At 68.4% G+C, this 18,239-nt stretch carries 17 protein-coding genes; 13 read left to right on the top strand and 4 right to left on the bottom strand.

All coding sequences use genetic code 11. The features are described from left to right. The first annotated feature begins 46 nt into the window (after positions 1-46). The 3 genes from EJP67_RS03875 to EJP67_RS03885 all read left to right on the top strand — a co-directional run bounded on the left by EJP67_RS03875 (position 47) and on the right by EJP67_RS03885 (position 4,485). Positions 47-2,350 (top strand): helicase C-terminal domain-containing protein, encoded by a 2,304-nt coding sequence (locus EJP67_RS03875; protein ID WP_126019601.1) that lies wholly within the window; start codon positions 47-49, stop codon positions 2,348-2,350. 181 nt (positions 2,351-2,531) lie between these two features. Then, positions 2,532-3,791: a family 16 glycosylhydrolase gene (locus EJP67_RS03880; protein ID WP_126019603.1), complete on the top strand. Its 1,260-nt coding sequence runs from the start codon at positions 2,532-2,534 to the stop codon at positions 3,789-3,791. A gap of 1 nt (position 3,792) precedes the next feature. Next, complete coding sequence (locus EJP67_RS03885; RefSeq protein ID WP_240650481.1) at positions 3,793-4,485, top strand: alpha-ketoglutarate-dependent dioxygenase AlkB; 693 nt, start codon at positions 3,793-3,795, stop codon at positions 4,483-4,485. Here the strand turns inward: EJP67_RS03885 and EJP67_RS03890 are convergent. From EJP67_RS03890 to EJP67_RS03900, 3 genes are read right to left on the bottom strand one after another with little or no spacing between them, the layout of a single operon-like run. Then, complete coding sequence (locus tag EJP67_RS03890) at positions 4,379-5,107, bottom strand: UdgX family uracil-DNA binding protein (RefSeq protein ID WP_206169442.1); 729 nt, start codon at positions 5,105-5,107, stop codon at positions 4,379-4,381. The two genes, EJP67_RS03885 and EJP67_RS03890, sit on opposite strands and share 107 nt — an antisense overlap. Continuing rightward, the gene (locus tag EJP67_RS03895) at positions 5,080-5,430 is read right to left on the bottom strand and encodes a four-helix bundle copper-binding protein (protein WP_240650482.1); all 351 of its coding nucleotides are present in this window, start codon (positions 5,428-5,430) and stop codon (positions 5,080-5,082) included. The genes EJP67_RS03890 and EJP67_RS03895 overlap by 28 nt, the downstream gene beginning before the upstream one ends. Continuing rightward, positions 5,427-5,636: a hypothetical protein gene (locus EJP67_RS03900; protein ID WP_126019606.1), complete on the bottom strand. Its 210-nt coding sequence runs from the start codon at positions 5,634-5,636 to the stop codon at positions 5,427-5,429. The genes EJP67_RS03895 and EJP67_RS03900 overlap by 4 nt, the downstream gene beginning before the upstream one ends. A gap of 263 nt (positions 5,637-5,899) precedes the next feature. On the opposite strand from EJP67_RS03900, the gene EJP67_RS03905 reads away from it, so the two are divergent. The 5 genes from EJP67_RS03905 to bioD all read left to right on the top strand — a co-directional run bounded on the left by EJP67_RS03905 (position 5,900) and on the right by bioD (position 10,756). Further along, positions 5,900-6,211: a plasmid stabilization protein gene (locus tag EJP67_RS03905; RefSeq protein ID WP_126019609.1), complete on the top strand. Its 312-nt coding sequence runs from the start codon at positions 5,900-5,902 to the stop codon at positions 6,209-6,211. A 20-nt stretch (positions 6,212-6,231) separates the two neighbouring features. After that, the gene (locus EJP67_RS03910) at positions 6,232-7,098 is read left to right on the top strand and encodes an NmrA family NAD(P)-binding protein (RefSeq protein ID WP_126019611.1); all 867 of its coding nucleotides are present in this window, start codon (positions 6,232-6,234) and stop codon (positions 7,096-7,098) included. 310 nt (positions 7,099-7,408) lie between these two features. Next, positions 7,409-8,794 (top strand): adenosylmethionine--8-amino-7-oxononanoate transaminase, encoded by a 1,386-nt coding sequence (locus tag EJP67_RS03915; RefSeq protein WP_126019615.1) that lies wholly within the window; start codon positions 7,409-7,411, stop codon positions 8,792-8,794. Continuing rightward, positions 8,778-10,013: an 8-amino-7-oxononanoate synthase gene (gene bioF, locus EJP67_RS03920; RefSeq protein WP_126019618.1), complete on the top strand. Its 1,236-nt coding sequence runs from the start codon at positions 8,778-8,780 to the stop codon at positions 10,011-10,013. Before EJP67_RS03915 ends, bioF begins: the two co-directional genes overlap by 17 nt. Continuing rightward, positions 10,010-10,756: a dethiobiotin synthase gene (gene bioD / locus EJP67_RS03925; RefSeq protein ID WP_126019621.1), complete on the top strand. Its 747-nt coding sequence runs from the start codon at positions 10,010-10,012 to the stop codon at positions 10,754-10,756. Before bioF ends, bioD begins: the two co-directional genes overlap by 4 nt. Here bioD and EJP67_RS03930 read toward each other — a convergent pair. Then, entirely contained in the window at positions 10,739-11,791 is a 1,053-nt protein-coding gene (locus tag EJP67_RS03930; protein ID WP_126019624.1) for an aldo/keto reductase, read from the bottom strand. The two genes, bioD and EJP67_RS03930, sit on opposite strands and share 18 nt — an antisense overlap. Positions 11,792-12,035: 244 nt before the next feature. Here EJP67_RS03930 and EJP67_RS03935 point away from each other — a divergent pair, with 244 nt between their 5' ends. The 5 genes from EJP67_RS03935 (at position 12,036) to mgrA (ending at position 18,189) form a co-directional block, all read left to right on the top strand. Beyond that, positions 12,036-13,028, top strand: coding sequence for an AraC family transcriptional regulator (locus EJP67_RS03935; RefSeq protein WP_126019626.1), 993 nt, complete (start codon positions 12,036-12,038; stop codon positions 13,026-13,028). 27 nt (positions 13,029-13,055) lie between these two features. Further along, positions 13,056-13,985, top strand: coding sequence for a cation diffusion facilitator family transporter (locus EJP67_RS03940; protein ID WP_126019628.1), 930 nt, complete (start codon positions 13,056-13,058; stop codon positions 13,983-13,985). Between the two features lie 120 nt (positions 13,986-14,105). Next, on the top strand, positions 14,106-15,338 hold the full coding sequence (locus EJP67_RS03945; RefSeq protein WP_126019630.1) for an SAM-dependent methyltransferase: 1,233 nt from the start codon (positions 14,106-14,108) through the stop codon (positions 15,336-15,338). 95 nt (positions 15,339-15,433) lie between these two features. Further along, a complete protein-coding gene (locus EJP67_RS03950; protein ID WP_126019632.1) occupies positions 15,434-16,927 on the top strand; it encodes an MFS transporter in 1,494 nt (497 codons plus the stop codon). A gap of 221 nt (positions 16,928-17,148) precedes the next feature. Continuing rightward, positions 17,149-18,189 carry an L-glyceraldehyde 3-phosphate reductase gene (gene mgrA, locus EJP67_RS03955; RefSeq protein ID WP_126019635.1) on the top strand — a complete coding sequence of 347 codons (1,041 nt, stop codon included), beginning with the start codon at positions 17,149-17,151 and terminating at the stop codon, positions 18,187-18,189. Positions 18,190-18,239 lie beyond the last annotated feature (50 nt).

Consider the following 18,239-nt stretch of genomic DNA (forward strand, 5'->3'; position numbering starts at 1 on the left):
GGGTGGAGTGCCTCGTTATACTGTTATTTCATACAGTAAACGCCAGATGGGCTCCGAACCCTTCAAGCCGCAAGACGCGGCTCCCGCCGTTGCCAGGCACGTAGTGTCGGTCAAGGCCCTGTGCGCCTTCGGCGCGAAGGCGGGCGACCTCGACCTGCGCTTCGTGCCCGCGCCCAGCGCGCTCGAAGGCATGGCCGGGCATGCGCTGGTTCAGCACCGGCGCGGCGGCGAATACGAGTGCGAGGTCGCGCTCGAAGCCATCTGCGGTGCGGTTCACGTGCGCGGCCGTGCCGACGGCTACGAATTCCACCGGGCCAGGGTCGAGGAGATCAAGACCTTCCGGGGCGACTTCGACGCCATCCGCGGCAACCACCGCGCGCTGCACTGGGCGCAGGTCCGCACCTACGGCTGGATGCTGTGCGAGCGCGACGGCCACGACGCGATGGTGGTGGCGCTGGTCTACCTCGACCTCGCCACGGGCGACGAGACCGTGCTGGAGGAGCAGCACACCCGAGAGGCCCTGCGCGAGCATTTCGAGCTGCTGTGCGGCCGCTACGCCGCCTGGGCCGCGAGCGAGGCGGCTCACCGTGCCGCGCTCGACGGCGCGCTGGCCGGGCTGGAATTCCCGTACGGCAGCTTCCGCGCCGGGCAGCGCGAACTTGCGGAGGCCGTCTACCGCGCCGCTGCGGGCGGGCGCTGCCTCATGGCGCAGGCGCCCACCGGCATCGGCAAGACGCTGGCCACCATCTTCCCGTTGCTGAAGGCCCGTGCGGCCCGCAGGATCGACAAGCTGTTCTTTCTCACGGCCAAGACCTCGGGCAGGCCCGTGGCGCTCGATGCGCTGCGCGTGCTCGACAAGGGCCGGGGGCAGGGCAGGCTGCGCGTGCTCGAGCTCGCGGCGCGCGAGAAGGTCTGCGAGTACCCCGACCGTGCCTGCCACGGCGACGCATGCCCGCTCGCCCGGGGCTTCTACGACCGCCTGCCCGCCGCGCGCGAGCAGGCCGCACAGATGGCGTGGCTGGACCGCGAAGCGCTGCGCGACATCGGCCTCGCGCACGAGGTCTGCCCCTATTTCCTGGCCCAGGAGATGGCGCACTGGGCCGATGCCGTCGTCGGCGACTACAACTACTACTTCGACAGCAGCGCCTTTCTCTACGCCACCATGCGCGAAGACGACTGGCGTGCCGCGGTGCTGGTCGACGAAGCCCACAACCTGCTCGAACGCGCGCGCGGCATGTACACGGCCGAGCTCGACGGCGGCGCGCTCGAGGAGGCCCACCGCGCAGCCCCCGCCGTGCTGCGCGGCCCGCTCGCGCGGGTGTTCCGCGAGTGGGACACGGTGCAGCAGTCGCAGCAGGCCGGCTACGAAACCGCCGACGAGATCCCGGAGCGCTTCCTGCGTACCCTGCAGGCCGCCAACACCGCCATGGCCGAGCACTTCGCGGCCACGCCCGAGGCCTCGCAGGGGCCGCTGCAGCGCTTCTTCTTCGACGCGCTGCACTTCGCGCGGCTGGCCGAAGCCTTCGGCGACCACTCGGTGTTCGAGCGCACGCTGGGGGCCACGCAGCAGGCGCGCCGCCTGGCCATCCGCAACCTGGTGCCGGCGCCTTTCCTGCAGAGCCGCTTCGCGGAAGCGGCTTCGGTCACCTGCTTCTCGGGCACGCTGTCGCCCTTCGGGTTCTACCGCGACGCCCTCGGCATGCCCGAGGACGCCGCGCTGCTGGACGTGGCCTCGCCATTCCACAGCAGGCAGCTGCGCGTCGAGGTGGCGATGCACTTGTCGACGCGCTTTCGAGACCGCGCGGGCTCGCTGCGCAACGTGGCCGACATCATCGGCGCCCAGTTCGAGCGCCTGCCGGGCAACTACCTGGCCTTCTTCAGCAGCTTCGACTACCTGGAGAAGGCCTGCGCCGCCTTCTCGCTGCGGCACCCCGGCGTTCCGGTGTGGACCCAGACGCGCGGCATGCGAGAGGCCGAACGCCAGGGCTTCGTGGCGCGATTCGAAGAGGGTGGGCAGGGCGTCGGCTTCGCGGTGCTGGGCGGTGCTTTCGGTGAGGGCATCGACCTGCCGGGCAGCCGCCTGATCGGCGCCTTCGTGGCCAGCCTGGGCCTACCCCAATACAACGAGCTCAACGAGATCACGCGCGAGCGCATGCAGGCGCGCTTCGGCAAGGGCTACGAGTACACGTACCTCTACCCCGGCCTGCAGAAAGTGGTGCAGGCCGCTGGCCGCGTCATTCGTACCGAGGAAGACCAGGGCGTGCTGCACCTGCTGGACGACCGCTTCGCACGCGCCGAGATCCGTGAGCTGCTGCCGCGCTGGTGGGACGTGCGAATGGTGAAGGACTGATGCGATGGGGGCCGGCCGGCGGAAACCGCCTTCGGGCGGGCGCAATTGCAAACTATTGGGGCCTGGCGCGCTCTCAATTGAAAAACATCTCAGAGGAGAAACCAATTCAATTGCTGGACTGAATTGTAAACTTTTAGGCGAATCTAGAATTAAAAACCGAATTCAATGAGGAGGAAATTCCATGCAATCAGATCGCCTGATCGAACAATCAGCCATTCCTGAAAAATCGCGCAGGCAATTCCTGCAAAAGGGTGCGCAGGCAGCCACGGCGCTCCTGGGCACCTCGGTCATGGGCGCTTGCGGCGGTGGTGGTGATGGAGGCAGTGGAGCGGCCAGCACCTCCAATCTCGCAGCCCTGCTGCCTGCCTCGGCAAATCCTGCGGGTCCGATTTCGCCCGAGTCTTCCGCCGCACCGCCAGCGGCCGCAATGCCGGCCCTGGCAAAAAGCCCGGTCATCCATTCCTTTTCTCCGGGCCTGGAAAAGCGAGGCAAGGTAATTGTCATCAGTGGCGCCGAATTCGACTCGAGTGCTTCGGTTTGTTTTGGAGAGGTCGTTGCGACCAGGCTCAGCGTCGATTCTCCGAACCAGATTTCGGTTTTCGTGCCCGATTCGGCAAAGGACGCGGAAATCATCGTCCGTACCGCCGGCGGCGAAGCCAGATCGAGCCGCAAATTCGAAGTCGCGCTGGTGCCGGAGTCGGCCAGGGACTATCGGCTCGCGTGGCACGACGAGTTCGAAGGCAGCGCGCTCGACCCCGCCAAATGGGCCGCGGTCACCGGCGTGCGCGCCAATGCGGTCCAGACACCCGAAGCCGCCACGGTGGCGGACAGCGTCCTGAAGATCTCGACCTACACCGACCCTTCGGCCGGCACCCATCACACCGGTTTCCTGCGCACGGCCCGGCTCTACGAATTCCGCTTCGGCTACATCGAGGCACGCGTGCGCTTCGCATCGAAGCCGGGGCAGTGGAGCGCGTTCTGGCTGATGTCCAATGCGAACAAGGCGGCCACGCCGCCCGATCCCGCCGCCGGCGTGGAGGTGGACATCATCGAGCACCGGGAGTTCTCGGAGAATGACGCGGGGAAGATCAACAACCAGTTCTCGAGCGCAGTGCACTGGAACGGCTACGAGACAGGCAAGACCATCAGCCGCAACACCGGCCAGCAGCAGCTGCCGGCAGGCCAGTCGTTTTCCGAATGGCACACCGTGGGCCTGCTGTGGACCCCGGAGGGCTACGAGTTCTACCTCGACGGCGCGGCGACACCCTACGCCACCATCAAGGAGGGGGTGTCGCTGAGCAACCAATACATCAAGCTCACCTGCGAGATCAAGGACCACGGCTGGGCAGGCAATATTCCTTCCAGCGGCTACGGCCCCTTGGGCGCCGGCACGAACGCGACCATGGAAGTCGACTGGGTCCGCGTCTGGCAGGCGGCCTGAGATGACGCGCGCCGCCCGACGCCTCGAACACGCCGGACAGCCCGACCTGTTCGGCGAGGCGCCGGTGGCTGCCATCGAAGGGCTTCGCTACGAGAACGGATTCCTGTCGCGCGAGGAGGAGGCCGGCCTGCTGGCCATCGTGCAGGCCTTTCCGCTCAAGGAGATGCGCTACAAGGAATACACCGCCCGCCGCAGGGGCACGAGCTTCGGCGGCAGCTACGACTTCGACACCAACCGCCTGAAGCCCGGCGCACCGCTGCCTCCGGAGTTGCATCCACTTCGCGACAAGGCCGCGGCCTGGGCCGGCATCGCGCCCGAAGAGCTCACGCACATGCTGATCGCCGAATACCGCCCCGGCACGCCGTTGGGCTGGCATCGCGACGTGCCCGATTTCGAGGACATCGTCGGCATTTCGCTGAACAATGACGCCGTGATGCAGTTCAGGCCCTACGTGCCGGGCGCGGCGGCGTCGGGGCCGGCCACGCTCGAATTCCTGATCGAGCCGCGCTCCGTGTACCTGCTGCGCGGGCCGGCGCGATGGGCATGGCAGCACGCGATCGCGCCGACCGAGGCGCTGCGCTACTCCATCACCCTGCGTACGCGGGCTCATCGTGTCCGGACTTCTCCCGCGCCTTCTCCTTCTTCTCGTTCTTCCGCGGCGCGAACAGCGGGGCTGCCGCCGACAGGTCGCTGATCCACGCTTCCCACGCCGATTCGCGCTGCGCAGGGTCGCCACGCAGCAGCGCCGAGGGATGCAGCGTGACCAGCACGCGCCGGCCCGCCGGGTCTTCAAGCCACCGGCCGCGCAACCTGGTCACGGCCACCGGGCGCCCGAGCAGCGATCGGGCCGCCACGGCGCCCAGCGCCACGATGGCGTGGGGCCGCACCAGCTCCAGTTCGCTTTCCAGCCAGTGATGGCAGGCCTCGGCTTCGCGCTGCCCCGGCGTCTTGTGCATCCGCCGCTTGCCGCGCCACTCGTACTTGAAGTGCTTGACGGCGTTGGTCACGTACAGCTTCTCGCGCGACCAGCCGAGTTGCGCCACCGCCCGGTCGAAGAGCCTGCCGGCCGGGCCGACGAAGGGGCGGCCGGCAAGGTCTTCCTTGTCGCCGGGCTGCTCGCCGACCACCATCAGCACCGGCCGTACCGGGCCTTCGCCGAACACCGACTGCGTCGCGTACTGCCCGATGGGGCATTCGCGGCACGCGTCGGTCGCTCTGGAGAGCGTGCGCAGCCCGGCTTGCGCGTCGCGCACGGAAATCCGTCGGCCGCGCATGCCGCCCTGGCTGCTCAGGCGGCCGCCGCCATGCTCCGGCATTCGGTCTCGCACTGCCGGCAGGCTTCGGCGCAGCGCTGGCAGTGGTCCATGTCATGGCTGCCGCATTCGGCGGCACAGCGCTGGCAGATCTCGGCGCACATGCCGCATGTGACAACGATGTTCTCGCCGCCGCGCGCCATCACGGCAGCGGCGAAGGCGCAAGCCGCGGCGCAGTCGATGTCCAGCGCGATGCAACGCGCCATGCCGCTCCTGCCTTCAGCCAGGCAGGCGGCCGCGCAGCGATTGCACGCCAGCGCGCAGTCATTGCACGCCGCGATGCAGCGATCCATGGCGTCGCTCGTGTTCAGTGCCGCGGTGGTCATCGCGCACCTCCGCGGCGGGCCTGCAGCTGATTGCTGCCGCCCACGTGGCTCTCGCGGTCGCTGCGGCTCTCGGGCGTGCGCCGCGGCTCGTTCTTCGGGGTGGCCGGCTGGTTGCCGGCCTTGTTGTGCTGCGTGGGCAAGCTGTCGTGCTCGTCGGCGGTGACGGCGTCGGGATTCTGGTGCGGGGTCTGTTTGGGGGATGTCATGGGGACGGAACTCCTTCGAAAGAACGGGTTGAAAAACTGCTCGTCATGGTCTTTCTGCTGCGTCCCGCGAGGCATGCATGTGGGAATGGGCCGACCCCGCGCGTCGTCCCCGGAGGGCAAGCCGGCTTCCTGGTCAGGCCCGAGTGGGCAATCAGCAACGCCGGACAACGCCGACGCCCGGCATGACCGTCTTCTTACCCACGGCGCACATGCCGCGCCCAGCATGAAAGCTCCTCAACCAACTGCAGGAGCAGGAGCACCACATGCCAAGAGGCGACAAGTCGTCCTACACGGACAAGCAGAAGCGGCAGGCCGAGCACATAGAGAAGGGCTACGAGCATCGCGGCGTCGGCAAGGGCGAGGCGGAGCGCCGCGCGTGGGCCACGGTGAACGCCGAGACCGGCGGTGGCAAGAAGAGCGGTGGTGGCCGCGGCAAGGCCGAGAACCACGGGCCTTCGCGCAAGGGCGGAAAGCTCGGCGGTGCGGCCGCGGCGCACCGCACCGCGGCCGAGCGATCGGCCTCCGCGAAGAAGGCCGCCGCCACGCGCAAGCGCAACGCCGAGAAGCGCGGCTGAACGGAACGCGGAGGCTGACGATGCACATCATCCTGGGAGCGACCGGCCACGTCGGCTCGGCGCTGGCGCAAGCCCTGCTCGAACGCAGCGAGCCGGTCACGGTGGTCACGCGCGACGCGCACAAGGCCGAGGCGCTTCGTACCAAGGGCGCGCACGTGGCGCAGGTCGACGTGTTCGACACCCACGCACTGCACCAAGTGTTCAGGGGCGGAAAGCGCGTGTTCGTGCTGAATCCGCCCGCGCCGCCGTCTTCGGACACGGTGGCCGAGGAGCACAGGAGTGTGCGCGCCATCGTTTCGGCGCTCGAAGGCTGCAAGCTCGAGAAGATCGTCGCCGAATCGGCCTACGGCGCGCAGCCGGGCGAAGGCATCGGCGACCTCAGCGTGCTGTACGACCTGGAACAGGCGCTCGCCGCGGGCCCGGTGCCGTTCAGCGCGCTGCGCGCCGCGTACTACATGAGCAACTGGGACACCGCGCTGGAAACCGCGCGCAAGGAAGGCAAGGTCCACAGCATGTTCCCCGCCGACTTCACGCTGCCCATGGTGGCGCCGCACGACCTCGGCCAGTACGCCGCGAAGCTGATGCTGGGCCCGGCCGAATCGTCGGGGCCGCACCACGTCGAAGGGCCCGAGCGCTATTCGCCAGGCGACGTGGCGCGGGCTTTCTCCGAGGCGCTCGGAAAGCCGGTCGAAGTGGTGGAGACGCCGCGCGAACAGCTGGAGCAGGCCTTCGGGAAGCTGGGCTTCTCGGACGCCGCTGCGAAGTCTTATGCCGCGATGACGCGCGCCACGATGGACCAGCATTACGAACCGGCCAGCAAGCCGGTGCGCGGGACGATCTCGCTGCGCGATTACATCGGCAGGCTGGTGAACAAGAGTTCGGGCTGAGTCAGGCGGTCCGCGAGGACTGCTGAAACCGGCCACGATGAATGTCCGAAATTCGCGCGCTTCGCCGCCGAGTCCCGAGAACCGGACATTCGTGACCTGTTTCTGGCGTCAGCCGGACAACTTGCGCTTTCCGGCCATGCGGCCGAGAAGGCAAGAAGCCGGCTTGTTCCACGACGTTGCTCCGAACGCGGGCGCTACGCTGTGGAACGTCGCTGAACCGGCCTTCATTTCACACGCTTGAGAGCGGTTTGCCGCCCCCTGAACGCGTCGATACGATCCCGCGCCTTGCCCTCACGAAAGGACTGCGCGGGTGCCTCCGACAACTGCTTTTTCCTCATCTTCCAACGCCGACCTGCAACAGCGCAGCCGGCGACATGTGTGGCATCCGTGCACGCAGAGCATCCGGCTCGAAGCGGTGCCGCCGCTGCCCATCGCCCGCGGCGAGGGCGTGTGGCTCATCGACCAGGAAGGCCGGCGCTACATGGACGCCACCAGCTCGTGGTGGGTCAACCTGTTCGGGCACGCGCATCCGGCAATCAACGCCGCGCTGAAGCAGCAACTCGACACGCTTTCGCACGTGATGCTCGCCGGCTGCACCCATGCGCCCGCGGTGGAGTTGGCGCAGCGGCTCTCCGCGCTCACGGGTGGCACGCTCGGGCATTGCTTCTATGCGTCCGATGGCGCCTCGGCAGTGGAGATCGCGCTGAAGATGAGCTTTCATTTCTGGCGCAATGCTGGCCGCGGCGGCAAGCGGCGCTTCGTCGCGCTGAAGCACGGCTACCACGGCGAAACGCTGGGCGCGCTGCACGTGACCGACGTGCCTGTGTTCCGCGACGCCTATGCGCCATTGCTCGCGAACGCGCATCTGGTGGCCTCGCCCGACGCGCGCAATGCCGCTGCGGGCGAGAGCGCGGCCGATGTCGCCAGCCGCGCCGCCGCCGAACTCGAAGCGCTGCTGGCCGAACAGCACGACACCATCGCCGCCGTGATCGTCGAGCCACTGGTGCAATGCGCCACCGGCATGGCGATGCACGACCCCGAATACCTGCGCCGCGTGCGCGCGCTTTGCGACCGGCATGGCGTGCACCTCATCGCCGACGAGATCGCGGTGGGCTGCGGGCGCACCGGCAGCTTCTTCGCCTGCGAGCAGGCAGGCATCTGGCCCGACTTCCTCTGCCTCTCGAAGGGCATCAGCGGCGGCTACCTGCCGCTGGCGCTGGTGATGGCGCGCGACGCCATCCACGACGCCTTCATCGACGACGACGCGGCGCGCAGCTTCCTGCATTCGCATTCCTACACCGGCAATGCGCTGGCTTGCCGCGCGGCGCTGGCGACGCTGGACCTGTTCGAGGCCGAGGACGCCTTGCGGCGCAACCGGGGCAGGGCGCAGCGCCTGCTGCAGCGGTTGAGCGGCGGACTCGAAGGCCGCGCGGTCGACCATCTGCGGCAGCGCGGGATGATCACCGCCTTCGACGTGCGCGAGCCCGGTGCCCGCTTCGCGGAGCGCTTCCACCTCGCGGCGCGCGCGCAGGGGCTGCTGATGCGGCCCATCGGCAACACCGTGTACCTGATGCCGCCCTACGCCATCGGCGACGGCGAGATCGACCTGCTGGTCGACGGCACGCTCGCCACGCTGGATGCCGTGCTGGCCACGAACCCGAAAAAGGAAGGAGCCCGCAATGTCGCGCTTGCTTGACCGCCTGCAGGGCGAGATCGACGCGCTCGACGCCCAGTCGCTGCGCCGCCGCAGGCAGATCGCCGAAACCGCCTGCGCGCCGCTGCAGACGCTGACGCTGGCCGGCAGCAGCGCAGCGCGCACCATGCTCTGCTTCAGCAGCAACGACTACCTCGGGCTCGCGGCCCATCCCGCGCTGGCGAAGGCATGGGCCGAAGGCGCCGCGCTGTACGGCACGGGCAGCGGCGGCTCGCACCTGATCCTCGGGCACTCGCGCGCGCACGCCCAGCTCGAGGAAACACTCGCCGGCTGGATGTCGCCCTTCATCCCGGAGGCGCGCAGCCTGTTCTTCTGCACCGGCTACATGGCCAACCTCGCGGTGCTGTCGGCGCTCGGCGGGGCGGATGCCGTCATCTTCTCGGAGTCGCTCAACCATGCCTCGCTGATCGACGGGGCGCGGCTGGCCAAGGCGCGCGTGGAGCGCTACGCGCACTGCGACGTGGCGGCGCTCGACGCGCAGCTCGCCGCCTGCGACGCGCCGGTGAAGCTCATCGTGAGCGACGCGGTGTTCAGCATGGACGGCAACATCGCGCCGGTGGCCGCGCTGCTCGCGCTGGCCGAGAGGCACGATGCTTGGCTGGTGATCGACGACGCGCACGGCTTCGGCGTGCTCGGCGATACCGGGCGCGGCGTGCCCGAGGCACTGGGCCTGCATTCGCAGCGGCTGGTGCTGGTCGGCACGCTGGGCAAGGCGGCGGGCGTGTCGGGGGCCTTCGTGGCGGCGCATCGCACGGTCATCGACTACCTGGTGCAGCGCGCGCGGCCGTACATCTTCACCACGGCGGCGCCGCCGGCCGTCGCGCACGCGCTGCTTGCGAGCCTGGCGCTGATCGAGGGCGAGGAGGGCGCGCAGCGCCGTGCGCAACTGAAGGAGCGCATCGCCCAGCTTCGCCTGGGGCTGGAGGCTGTGCTGCCGGCGGACGGCAGTGCGTGGCTGCCCGATTCGCCCACCGCGATCCAGCCGCTGATCGTGGGCGACAACGCGCGCGCGATGCTGACCATGGCGCAACTCGATGCGCGCGGCCTGCGCGTCGGGGCGATCCGCCCGCCGACGGTGCCGGCCGGCACGGCGCGGCTGCGTATTGCGCTGTCGGCCAGCCACACGGAGGCCGATGTCGCGCGGCTGGTCGATGCACTGGGCGAGGCCCTTGCAAGCCAGCAGCTGAAGGAGGCGGCATGACACAGCAGCGCCGCTGGTTCGTCACCGGCACCGACACCGGCATCGGCAAGACGCTCGTCAGCAGCGCCATGCTGAGCCTGCTGGCCGGATCGGGCCTGCGCGCGGTCGGCATGAAGCCGGTGGCGGCTGGCCTCGAAAATGTCGACGGCGCCTGGCGCAACGAGGACGTGGAGCAGTTGCATGCCGCCGGCAACGTCGATGCACCGCTGGAGCTGCGCTGCCCCTATCTGCTGCGCGCACCGATGTCGCCGCATCTCGCGGCAAGGCAGGAGGGCGTGAGCATCACGCTGCAACCGCTTCTGTCGGCCTTCGAAGAGCTCTCGGCCCGCGCCGACGCGGTGGTGGTCGAGGGCGTGGGCGGCTTCTGCGTGCCCTTCGGCGACGACCTCGACAGCGCCGACCTGGCCGTGGCTCTGAATCTGCCTGTGATCCTGGTGGTGGGGCTGCGGCTGGGCTGCCTCAACCACGCGCTGCTGAGCGCCGAGGCGATCCGCGCGCGCGGGCTGGTGCTGGCGGGCTGGGTGGCGAGCATGGTCGATCCGTCGATGCTCGCGCCGCAGGCCAATCTGCAGACGCTGCGCGCGCGGCTCGGTGCGCCCTTGCTCGGCATCGTGCCGCACCTGGAGAAGCCCGACGCATCCAGCGCGGCCCGCCACATCGACCTGCGCGCGCTGAGGGCGACGGCGGCACATGCCGCGCGCCGAGCCGCATCGCCCGAGGAGACCTCAGCCGCGCAGGCCTGACTCCGCAAGCCGCTTGCCGCGCACGCCGCCCTGGCGCTCCAGCATCCAGCCGGGGTACTCGGCCGGCAGCGCGCTCACCTTGTCCAGCGTGGCAAGTTCGTCGGCCGTGAGCTTGATGGCGGTGGCGGCGATGTTGTCGTCCAGTTGCCCGACGCGCTTGGCGCCGATGATCACGCTGGTCACCACCTGCTGGTGCAGCAGCCACGCCAGCGCGATCTGCGCCACCGACACGCCGCGCGACTCGGCCAGCCCGCGCATCACGTCGATGCAGTCGTAGGCGCGTTCGACGTTCACCGGCGGAAAGTCGAAGCTGGTGCGGCGGCTGCCTTTCTCTGCCTCGGTGTTGCGGCCGTACTTGCCGCTGAGCAGGCCGCCCGCGAGCGGGCTCCACACCATCAGGCCGACGTTCTCGCTGCGCAGCAGCGGCACCAACTCGCGCTCCAGGTCGCGCCCGGCGATGGTGTAGTAGGCCTGCAGCGATTCGAAGCGTGCCAGCCGGTCGCGCTCGGCGATGCCCAGGGCCTTGGCGATCTGCCAGGCGGCCCAGTTCGACACGCCCACGTAGCGCACGTGGCCCTGGCGCACCAGGTTGTCGAGCGCGTGCACGGTCTCCTCGATGGGCGTGACCGGGTCGAAGCCGTGGATCTGGTAGAGGTCGATGTGGTCGAGCTGCAGGCGCCGCAGGCTGGCCTTCACGCCGTCCATGATGTGGAAGCGCGAGGCGCCGGCCGAGTTGACGCCCTTGCTGCCGGTCTCGCCCAGCACCTTGGTGGCCAGCACGAAGCTGTCGCGCGGCACCTTGAGGTTCTTCAGCGCCTGGCCGGTGATGACTTCCGACTGGCCTTCCGAATACACGTCGGCCGTGTCGATGAAGTTGATGCCGGCGTCCAGCGAGCGGCCGATCAGCCCTTCGGCCTCGGACTGCTGCAGGTTGCCGATCTGGCCCCAGATGCCGGAGGAGCCGCCGAAGGTCATGGTGCCCAGGCACAGCTCGGAAACGAAAAGGCCGGTGCGGCCGAATTTGCGGTATTGCATGGAGAGGTTCCTTTGCAGGCAGAAGGGGAATGCGGGAGGGGGGAACGGGATCCGCCGGAAAAAGTATCCTGCCGCCTTCTGCCCCGCAGCGAGCGCGTTCCTGCAAAGTATTTGCCTGATTCTCCAGACCTCCCGCGCGGGGCGTGCGAAGCGGCGGGAGGAGCGCTAAGCTTCCGCTCGCTCATTCCTCCAGGGGCCGTCCGGTCGTTCCCGCGGCTCCCCATCGCGACAAGGCTCCAGAAACATGTCCGACGAAACACCCGAAATCGCCGCCGCCATCGCCCAGCCGATGCCGCTCGACCCCGAACTCGAAGAAGCCCGCAAGCAGCTCGTGGCGCTCATCGAGCACATCACGCAGGGGCAGGAAGGCACCGTCGTCACCGCCGTACCCGGCCTGCAGGTGTTCTGCATCCGCAAGCCCGAAGGGCCCAAGCACGGCTTCGCGTCCCCCGCGCTGGGGCTGATCGCGCAGGGCTCCAAGCGCATCATCGTGGGCGACGACATCTACGTGTACGACCCGATGCACTACCTCGTGACCTCCGTCGACCTGCCCGTGTGCGGCCAGGTGTGCGTGAAGAGCGAGGACGAGCCCTACCTGGGCGTGCGGCTCGAACTGGCCATCGACGAGATCGGCGACCTCATCGGCGACGAGAAGCTGCCGGCCAAGGCCAATGCGCCGGCTTCGCGCGGCATGTATGTCAACCGCATCGCCATGCCGGTGCTGGAGCCGGTGCTGCGCCTGCTGCGGCTGCTCGACACGCCGGAGGACGTGCCCATCGTGGCGCCGCTGATCAAGCGCGAGATCATGTACCGCCTGCTGGTCAACGGCGAGGGCGCCCGGCTGCGGCAGATCGCCCTGCAGGACAGCCACACGCAGCGCATCACCAAGGCCATCAGCGCGCTGCGCATGAACTACGCCCAGTCGCTGCGGGTGGAAGACATGGCGCGCGCGGTGCACATGAGCGTGTCGTCGTTCCACCACCACTTCAAGGCGGTGACCGCGATGAGCCCGCTGCAGTACCAGAAGCAGCTGCGGCTGCAGGAGGCGCGCCGGCAGATGCTGATCGCGGGCGCCGACGTGGCGAGCGCCGCGCACAGCGTGGGCTACGAGAGCACGTCGCAGTTCGCGCGCGAGTACGGGCGCATGTTCGGCGCGCCGCCGTTGCGCGACAAGCGCCGCTGGCTGGGCGAGGCGGGCAACGACGCGATGGGCGCCGCTTCCATGGAGGCTGCGTGAACCTGCCGGCACGCGGAGCTGCGCCGCGTGGCTGAATCGAAGATCGCCATCTACGGCGCCATCGGCGCCAACGTGGCGATCGCGGCCACCAAGTTCATCGTCGCGGGCATCACCGGCAGCTCGGCGATGCTGTCGGAGGGCGTGCACTCGGCGGTCGACACCTTCAACGGCGTGCTGCTGCTGGTGGGCCTGCACCTGAGCAAGAGGCCCGCGACGCCCGAGCATCCGTTCGGGCACGGCAAGGAGCTCTACTTCTGGAGCCTGATCGTCGCGGTGCTGATCTTCGGCCTGGGTGGCGGCGTGTCGTTCTACGAGGGCATGCAGCACATCCGGCAGCCTGAGCCGATGCGCGATCCCACCTGGAACTACGTCGTGCTCGCCGCGGCGGCGCTCTTCGAGGGCACGAGCTTCCTCATCGCGCTCAGGCAGTTCCGCGCGCAGGCACGCGGATTGCCCTTCTGGCAGGCGCTGGACCGCAGCAAGGACCCGACCACCTACACCGTGCTCGCGGAAGATTCCGCCGCGCTGGTGGGCCTGGCGGTGGCCGCGCTCGGCATCTACCTGAGCCATGCGCTGAACATGCCGCAGCTCGACGGCGTGGCCTCGGTGATCATCGGCTTGCTGCTGGCGGGCGTGGCGGTGGTGCTGGTCGCGCAGGCGCGCGGGCTGCTGATCGGCGAGGGCATCCGCCCCGAGACCGCCCGCGCCATCCGCGCGATGGCCATGGAGCAGGAATGCGTGGAGGAGGTGGGGCACATCCTCTCGATGTACATCGGCCCCGACGAGGTGCTCGTGATCGTCGATGTCAACTTCAAGGACGACACGCCCACCGGCGAAGCGGCCGATGCCATCGCGGCCATCGAGAAGCAGGCGCGTGCGCGGTTCCCGATGATCAGGCGAATCTTCATCGAGGCGAGCGAGGCACCCGTTCCCGCCAGGACCAGCGGCGCCTTGTAGCACTTGCCGCGATTTCTTGCGTCGTCGCGGCCATGCAGGCTTCTCCGAACTTCGCTATCTTCTGGCGCGCTGCAGCGACGACCCGCCCGGGCGGGAGAACTCAACAACACGGAGAAATGCATGCTTTGGGAAAAGAAGCTGGCGCAGTGGAGCGCCGCGGTCCGCGAGCGCGCCAACCTGCCGGCGCGGCTCACCCTGTGGGATGGCCAGTCCTTCGACTTCGGCACCTTCAGCGGACCCGCCGTCACGCTGCACGTGAAGTCGCCGGCCGCGCTGTCGCTGATGCTGCAGCCCACCCTCGACAACCTGGGCGAGGCCTACGTCAAGAGCAAGATCGACATCGAGGGCAAGCTCAGCGACGTGATCGACATCGCCTACGGCCTCGCCCGGACCTCGGTCGACAAGCCCGGCGGCGCGCTGCAGAACATGGCGCGCTACTTCACGCACACCAAGTCCTCGGACAAGAAGTCCGTTCAATACCACTACGACGTCTCGAACGAGTTCTACAAGCTCTGGCTCGATCCGAACATGGTGTATTCGTGCGCCTACTTCGAGAACGGCGACGAAGACCTCGCCACCGCGCAGCTCAAGAAGATCGACCACATCCTCACCAAGATCGAGCTCAAGCCGGGCCAGACCCTGCTGGACATCGGCTGCGGCTGGGGCGCACTGGTGATTCGCGCGGCGCAGAAGTTCGGCGCGCGCTGCGTGGGCGTGACGCTGTCGCAGAACCAGTTCGACCTCGCGACCGAGCGCGTGAAGGCCGCGGGCCTGGAGGACCGCATCGAGATCCGCCTGCAGGACTACCGCGACGTGACCGGCCAGTTCGACCGCATCACCAGCGTGGGCATGTTCGAGCACGTGGGCCGCAAGAACCTGCCCGAATACTTCAGGCGCGTGCAGCAGCTGCTGGCCGACGACGGCGTGGTGATGAACCACGGCATCACCTCGTCCGACCCGGAAGGCGGCGGCGTGTCCTACGGCGGCGGCGACTTCATCGACCGCTACGTATTCCCCAACGGCGAACTGCCGCACATCAGCCTCGCGCTGCAGGCCATGCAGCAGGGCGGGCTCGAAGCCTTCGACGTGGAGAACCTGCGCCGCCACTACGCGCAGACGCTGCGCTGCTGGAGCGACGCCTACGAGGCGAACAGCGAGCAGGCGCACGCGCTGGTCGACGAGGAGAAGTTCCGCATCTGGCGCGTGTATCTCGCGGGCTGCGCCTATGCCTTCGAGAACGACGACGTGGCGATCTACCAGATCGTGGGGCGCAAGGCCGGCCGGCCGGCGAAGACGCTGCCCTGGTCGCGCCGCTACATCTACGACGGCACTTCGGCGCTGAACGCGGGTTGAACGCGGGTTGAACGCGGGTTGAGCGCGCACGGCCCGGATGCCCGAGAGCCCGAGCCAGCGACAGGGGCTCATGCCGTCTATAGCATGCACGGCTCATGACCTCCACGACCCACAGAACAACAAGCCGCCCACTGGTCATCGCCTCCATCATGGCCTCCATGGCGATGGTGGCCATAGAAGCCACCATCGTCTCCACCGTGATGCCGCAGATCGCCTCCGAGCTGGGCGGTCTGCATCTCTACAGCTGGGTGTTCGCCTCCTTCCTGCTGGCGCAGACCGCGATGACGGTGGTGTTCGGCAAGCTCTCCGACCTCTACGGCCGCAAGCCCATCATGTTCGTGGGCATCGCCGTCTTCGTCATCGGTTCGGTGCTGGCGGGCTTCTCGTGGTCGATGCCGGCCATGATCTGCTTCCGGCTCATACAGGGCATCGGCGCGGGCGCGATCCAGCCGGTGGCGCTCACGATCGTCGGCGACCTCTATCCGGTGCGCGAGCGCGGCAAGGTGCAGGGCTGGCTCGCGAGCGTGTGGGCGGTGTCGGCGGTGGTCGGGCCGATGATCGGCGCGCTCATCGTGCAGAAGCTCTCGTGGGCGTGGATCTTCTGGGTCAACGTGCCCATCGGGCTGGCGGCTGCCGCCGGTTTCTGGTTTTTCCTGCACGAGGCGCCCACGGTGCGGCGCTCGTCCATCGACATCGTGGGCGCGGTGCTCTTCACCGTCGGCATCGCGGCGCTGATGATCGCGCTCACCGAATTCGGCGTGGGCAATTCGGGCGTTGCGCTGGCATGGGCCGGGCTCTTCGCCTTCACGCTGGTGCTCTTCATCGCGCAGGAGCGCCGCGCGGCCGACCCGATGGTGTCGCTGCGCCTGTGGGGCGCGCGGATGATCGCCATCGTCAACGGCTCGGCCATGCTCGCGGGCATGGTGCTGATCGGCATCACCACCTTCCTGCCGATGTACGTGCAGGTGGTGCTGGAGCGCTCCTCGGTCACGGCCGGCCTCACGCTCACGATGGTGATGCTGGGCTGGCCCATCGGCGCGACGCTGACCTCGCGCACCTTCCACCGCATCGGCCTCTGGCGCATGGTGGTGACGGGCGCGGCGCTGATTCCCGTAGGTGCCTCGACGTTCGTGCTGCTGGGTGCCGGCAGTTCGCCTGTGCTTGCCGCGGTCGGCTCTTTCATCATCGGCCTCGGCATGGGCGTGATGAGCCTGAGCTCGCTCATTCTCATCCAGGAGGGCGTCGACCTTGCGCAGCGCGGCGTCGCCACCGCATCGAACGTGTTCTCGCGCAACCTCGGCAGCGCGCTGGGCGCGGCCTTCTTCGGCGCAGTCTTCAACTTCGGGCTCACGCACGGCGACGGCCGGCCGATGTTCTCCGACGAGCAGCTGCGCATGCTGCTGCAGGGCATGCACGGCTCCGTCGCGGGCGATTCGGCCATCCGCCTCGCGCTGGGCGGATCGCTGCACCTGACCTTCGTGATGATGCTGGTCGTGAGCCTGGGCGTGATCGCGCTGGCCTTGCTGCTGCCCCGGGAAGGGCTGGTGGAGAACCGGGCGGTGGCGGCCGGCGAGGCTGCTCCGAAGTAGGGCGCGGTCTGTGCTCAGGCAGCGATCGCTGCCTGAGCTCCCGATGGGAGAGCCCGAGTTCGCACTCCCCGGCCAACGAAGAATGCCGCGCATGCAGCGGCGGCGAGGAATAAGTGCGACAACCGCGTGGAAATTCTTGCCGCGCGATGCATGTGGGGTGCATCCTTGAAGGCTCTTCCTCCCCGTTTTCCTTGTTTCTCCACTATCAGGACAAAACCCCCATGACCTACCACGCCGACCCCAAGCGCTACGACGCCATTCCCTACCGCCGCGTCGGCCGCAGCGGGCTCGTGCTGCCGGCCATTTCGCTCGGGCTCTGGCACAACTTCGGGGACACCACCTCCATCGCCACCCAGCGCCAGCTGCTGCGCACCGCCTTCGACCTGGGCATCAACCACTTCGACCTCGCCAACAACTACGGCCCGCCCTACGGCAGCGCAGAGACCAACTTCGGCCGCCTGCTGCGCGAAGACTTCAAGCCCTACCGCGACGAGCTCATCATCTCCAGCAAGGCCGGCTGGGACATGTGGCCCGGTCCCTACGGCAAGGGCGGCGGCTCGCGCAAATACGTGCTCGCGAGCCTCGACCAGAGCCTGCAGCGCCTGGGCCTGGACTACGTCGACATCTTCTATTCGCACCGCTTCGACCCCGAGACGCCGCTCGAAGAAACGGCCTCCGCGCTGGCCCAGGCCGTGCAGCAGGGCAAGGCGCTGTATATCGGCATTTCTTCTTACTCCGCCGGCAAGACGCGCGAGATCGCCGCGCTGCTGCGCGAGTGGAAGGTGCCGCTGCTGATCCACCAGCCGGCCTACAACCTGTTCAACCGCTGGATCGAGAAGGACCTTCTGAATGCCACCGATGAGCTCGGCGCCGGCGTCATCGCCTTCACGCCACTGGCGCAGGGCCTCCTGACCGACAAGTACTTGAGCGGCATTCCGGCCGACTCCCGCATCAACCGGCCCGGCGGCGGCTCGCTGAAGCAGGAGCACCTGTCGGACGCCAACATTGAGCGTGCCCGCGAGCTCAACAAGATCGCGCGCCGCCGCGGCCAGTCGCTGGCCCAGCTTGCACTGACCTGGACGCTGCGCGATCCGCGCGTGAGCTCGGCGCTGATCGGTGCGAGCCGGCCGGAGCAGATCGTCGACAACGTGGCGGCGCTCTCGCACGCGCCGCTGAGCGCGGAGGAGCTGGCCGAGATCGACAAGTACGCGGTGGAAGGCGGCGTGAACCTCTGGGAGAAGCCTTCGACGGACTTCGCCTGAGTTGCCAAACCGGCCATTCGCTCATCACGGATCGCATCAGGTAACTTGGA

This window comes from Variovorax guangxiensis, from assembly GCF_003952165.1.
GTDB classification, from domain to species: Bacteria; Pseudomonadota; Gammaproteobacteria; order Burkholderiales; family Burkholderiaceae_C; genus Variovorax; species Variovorax guangxiensis.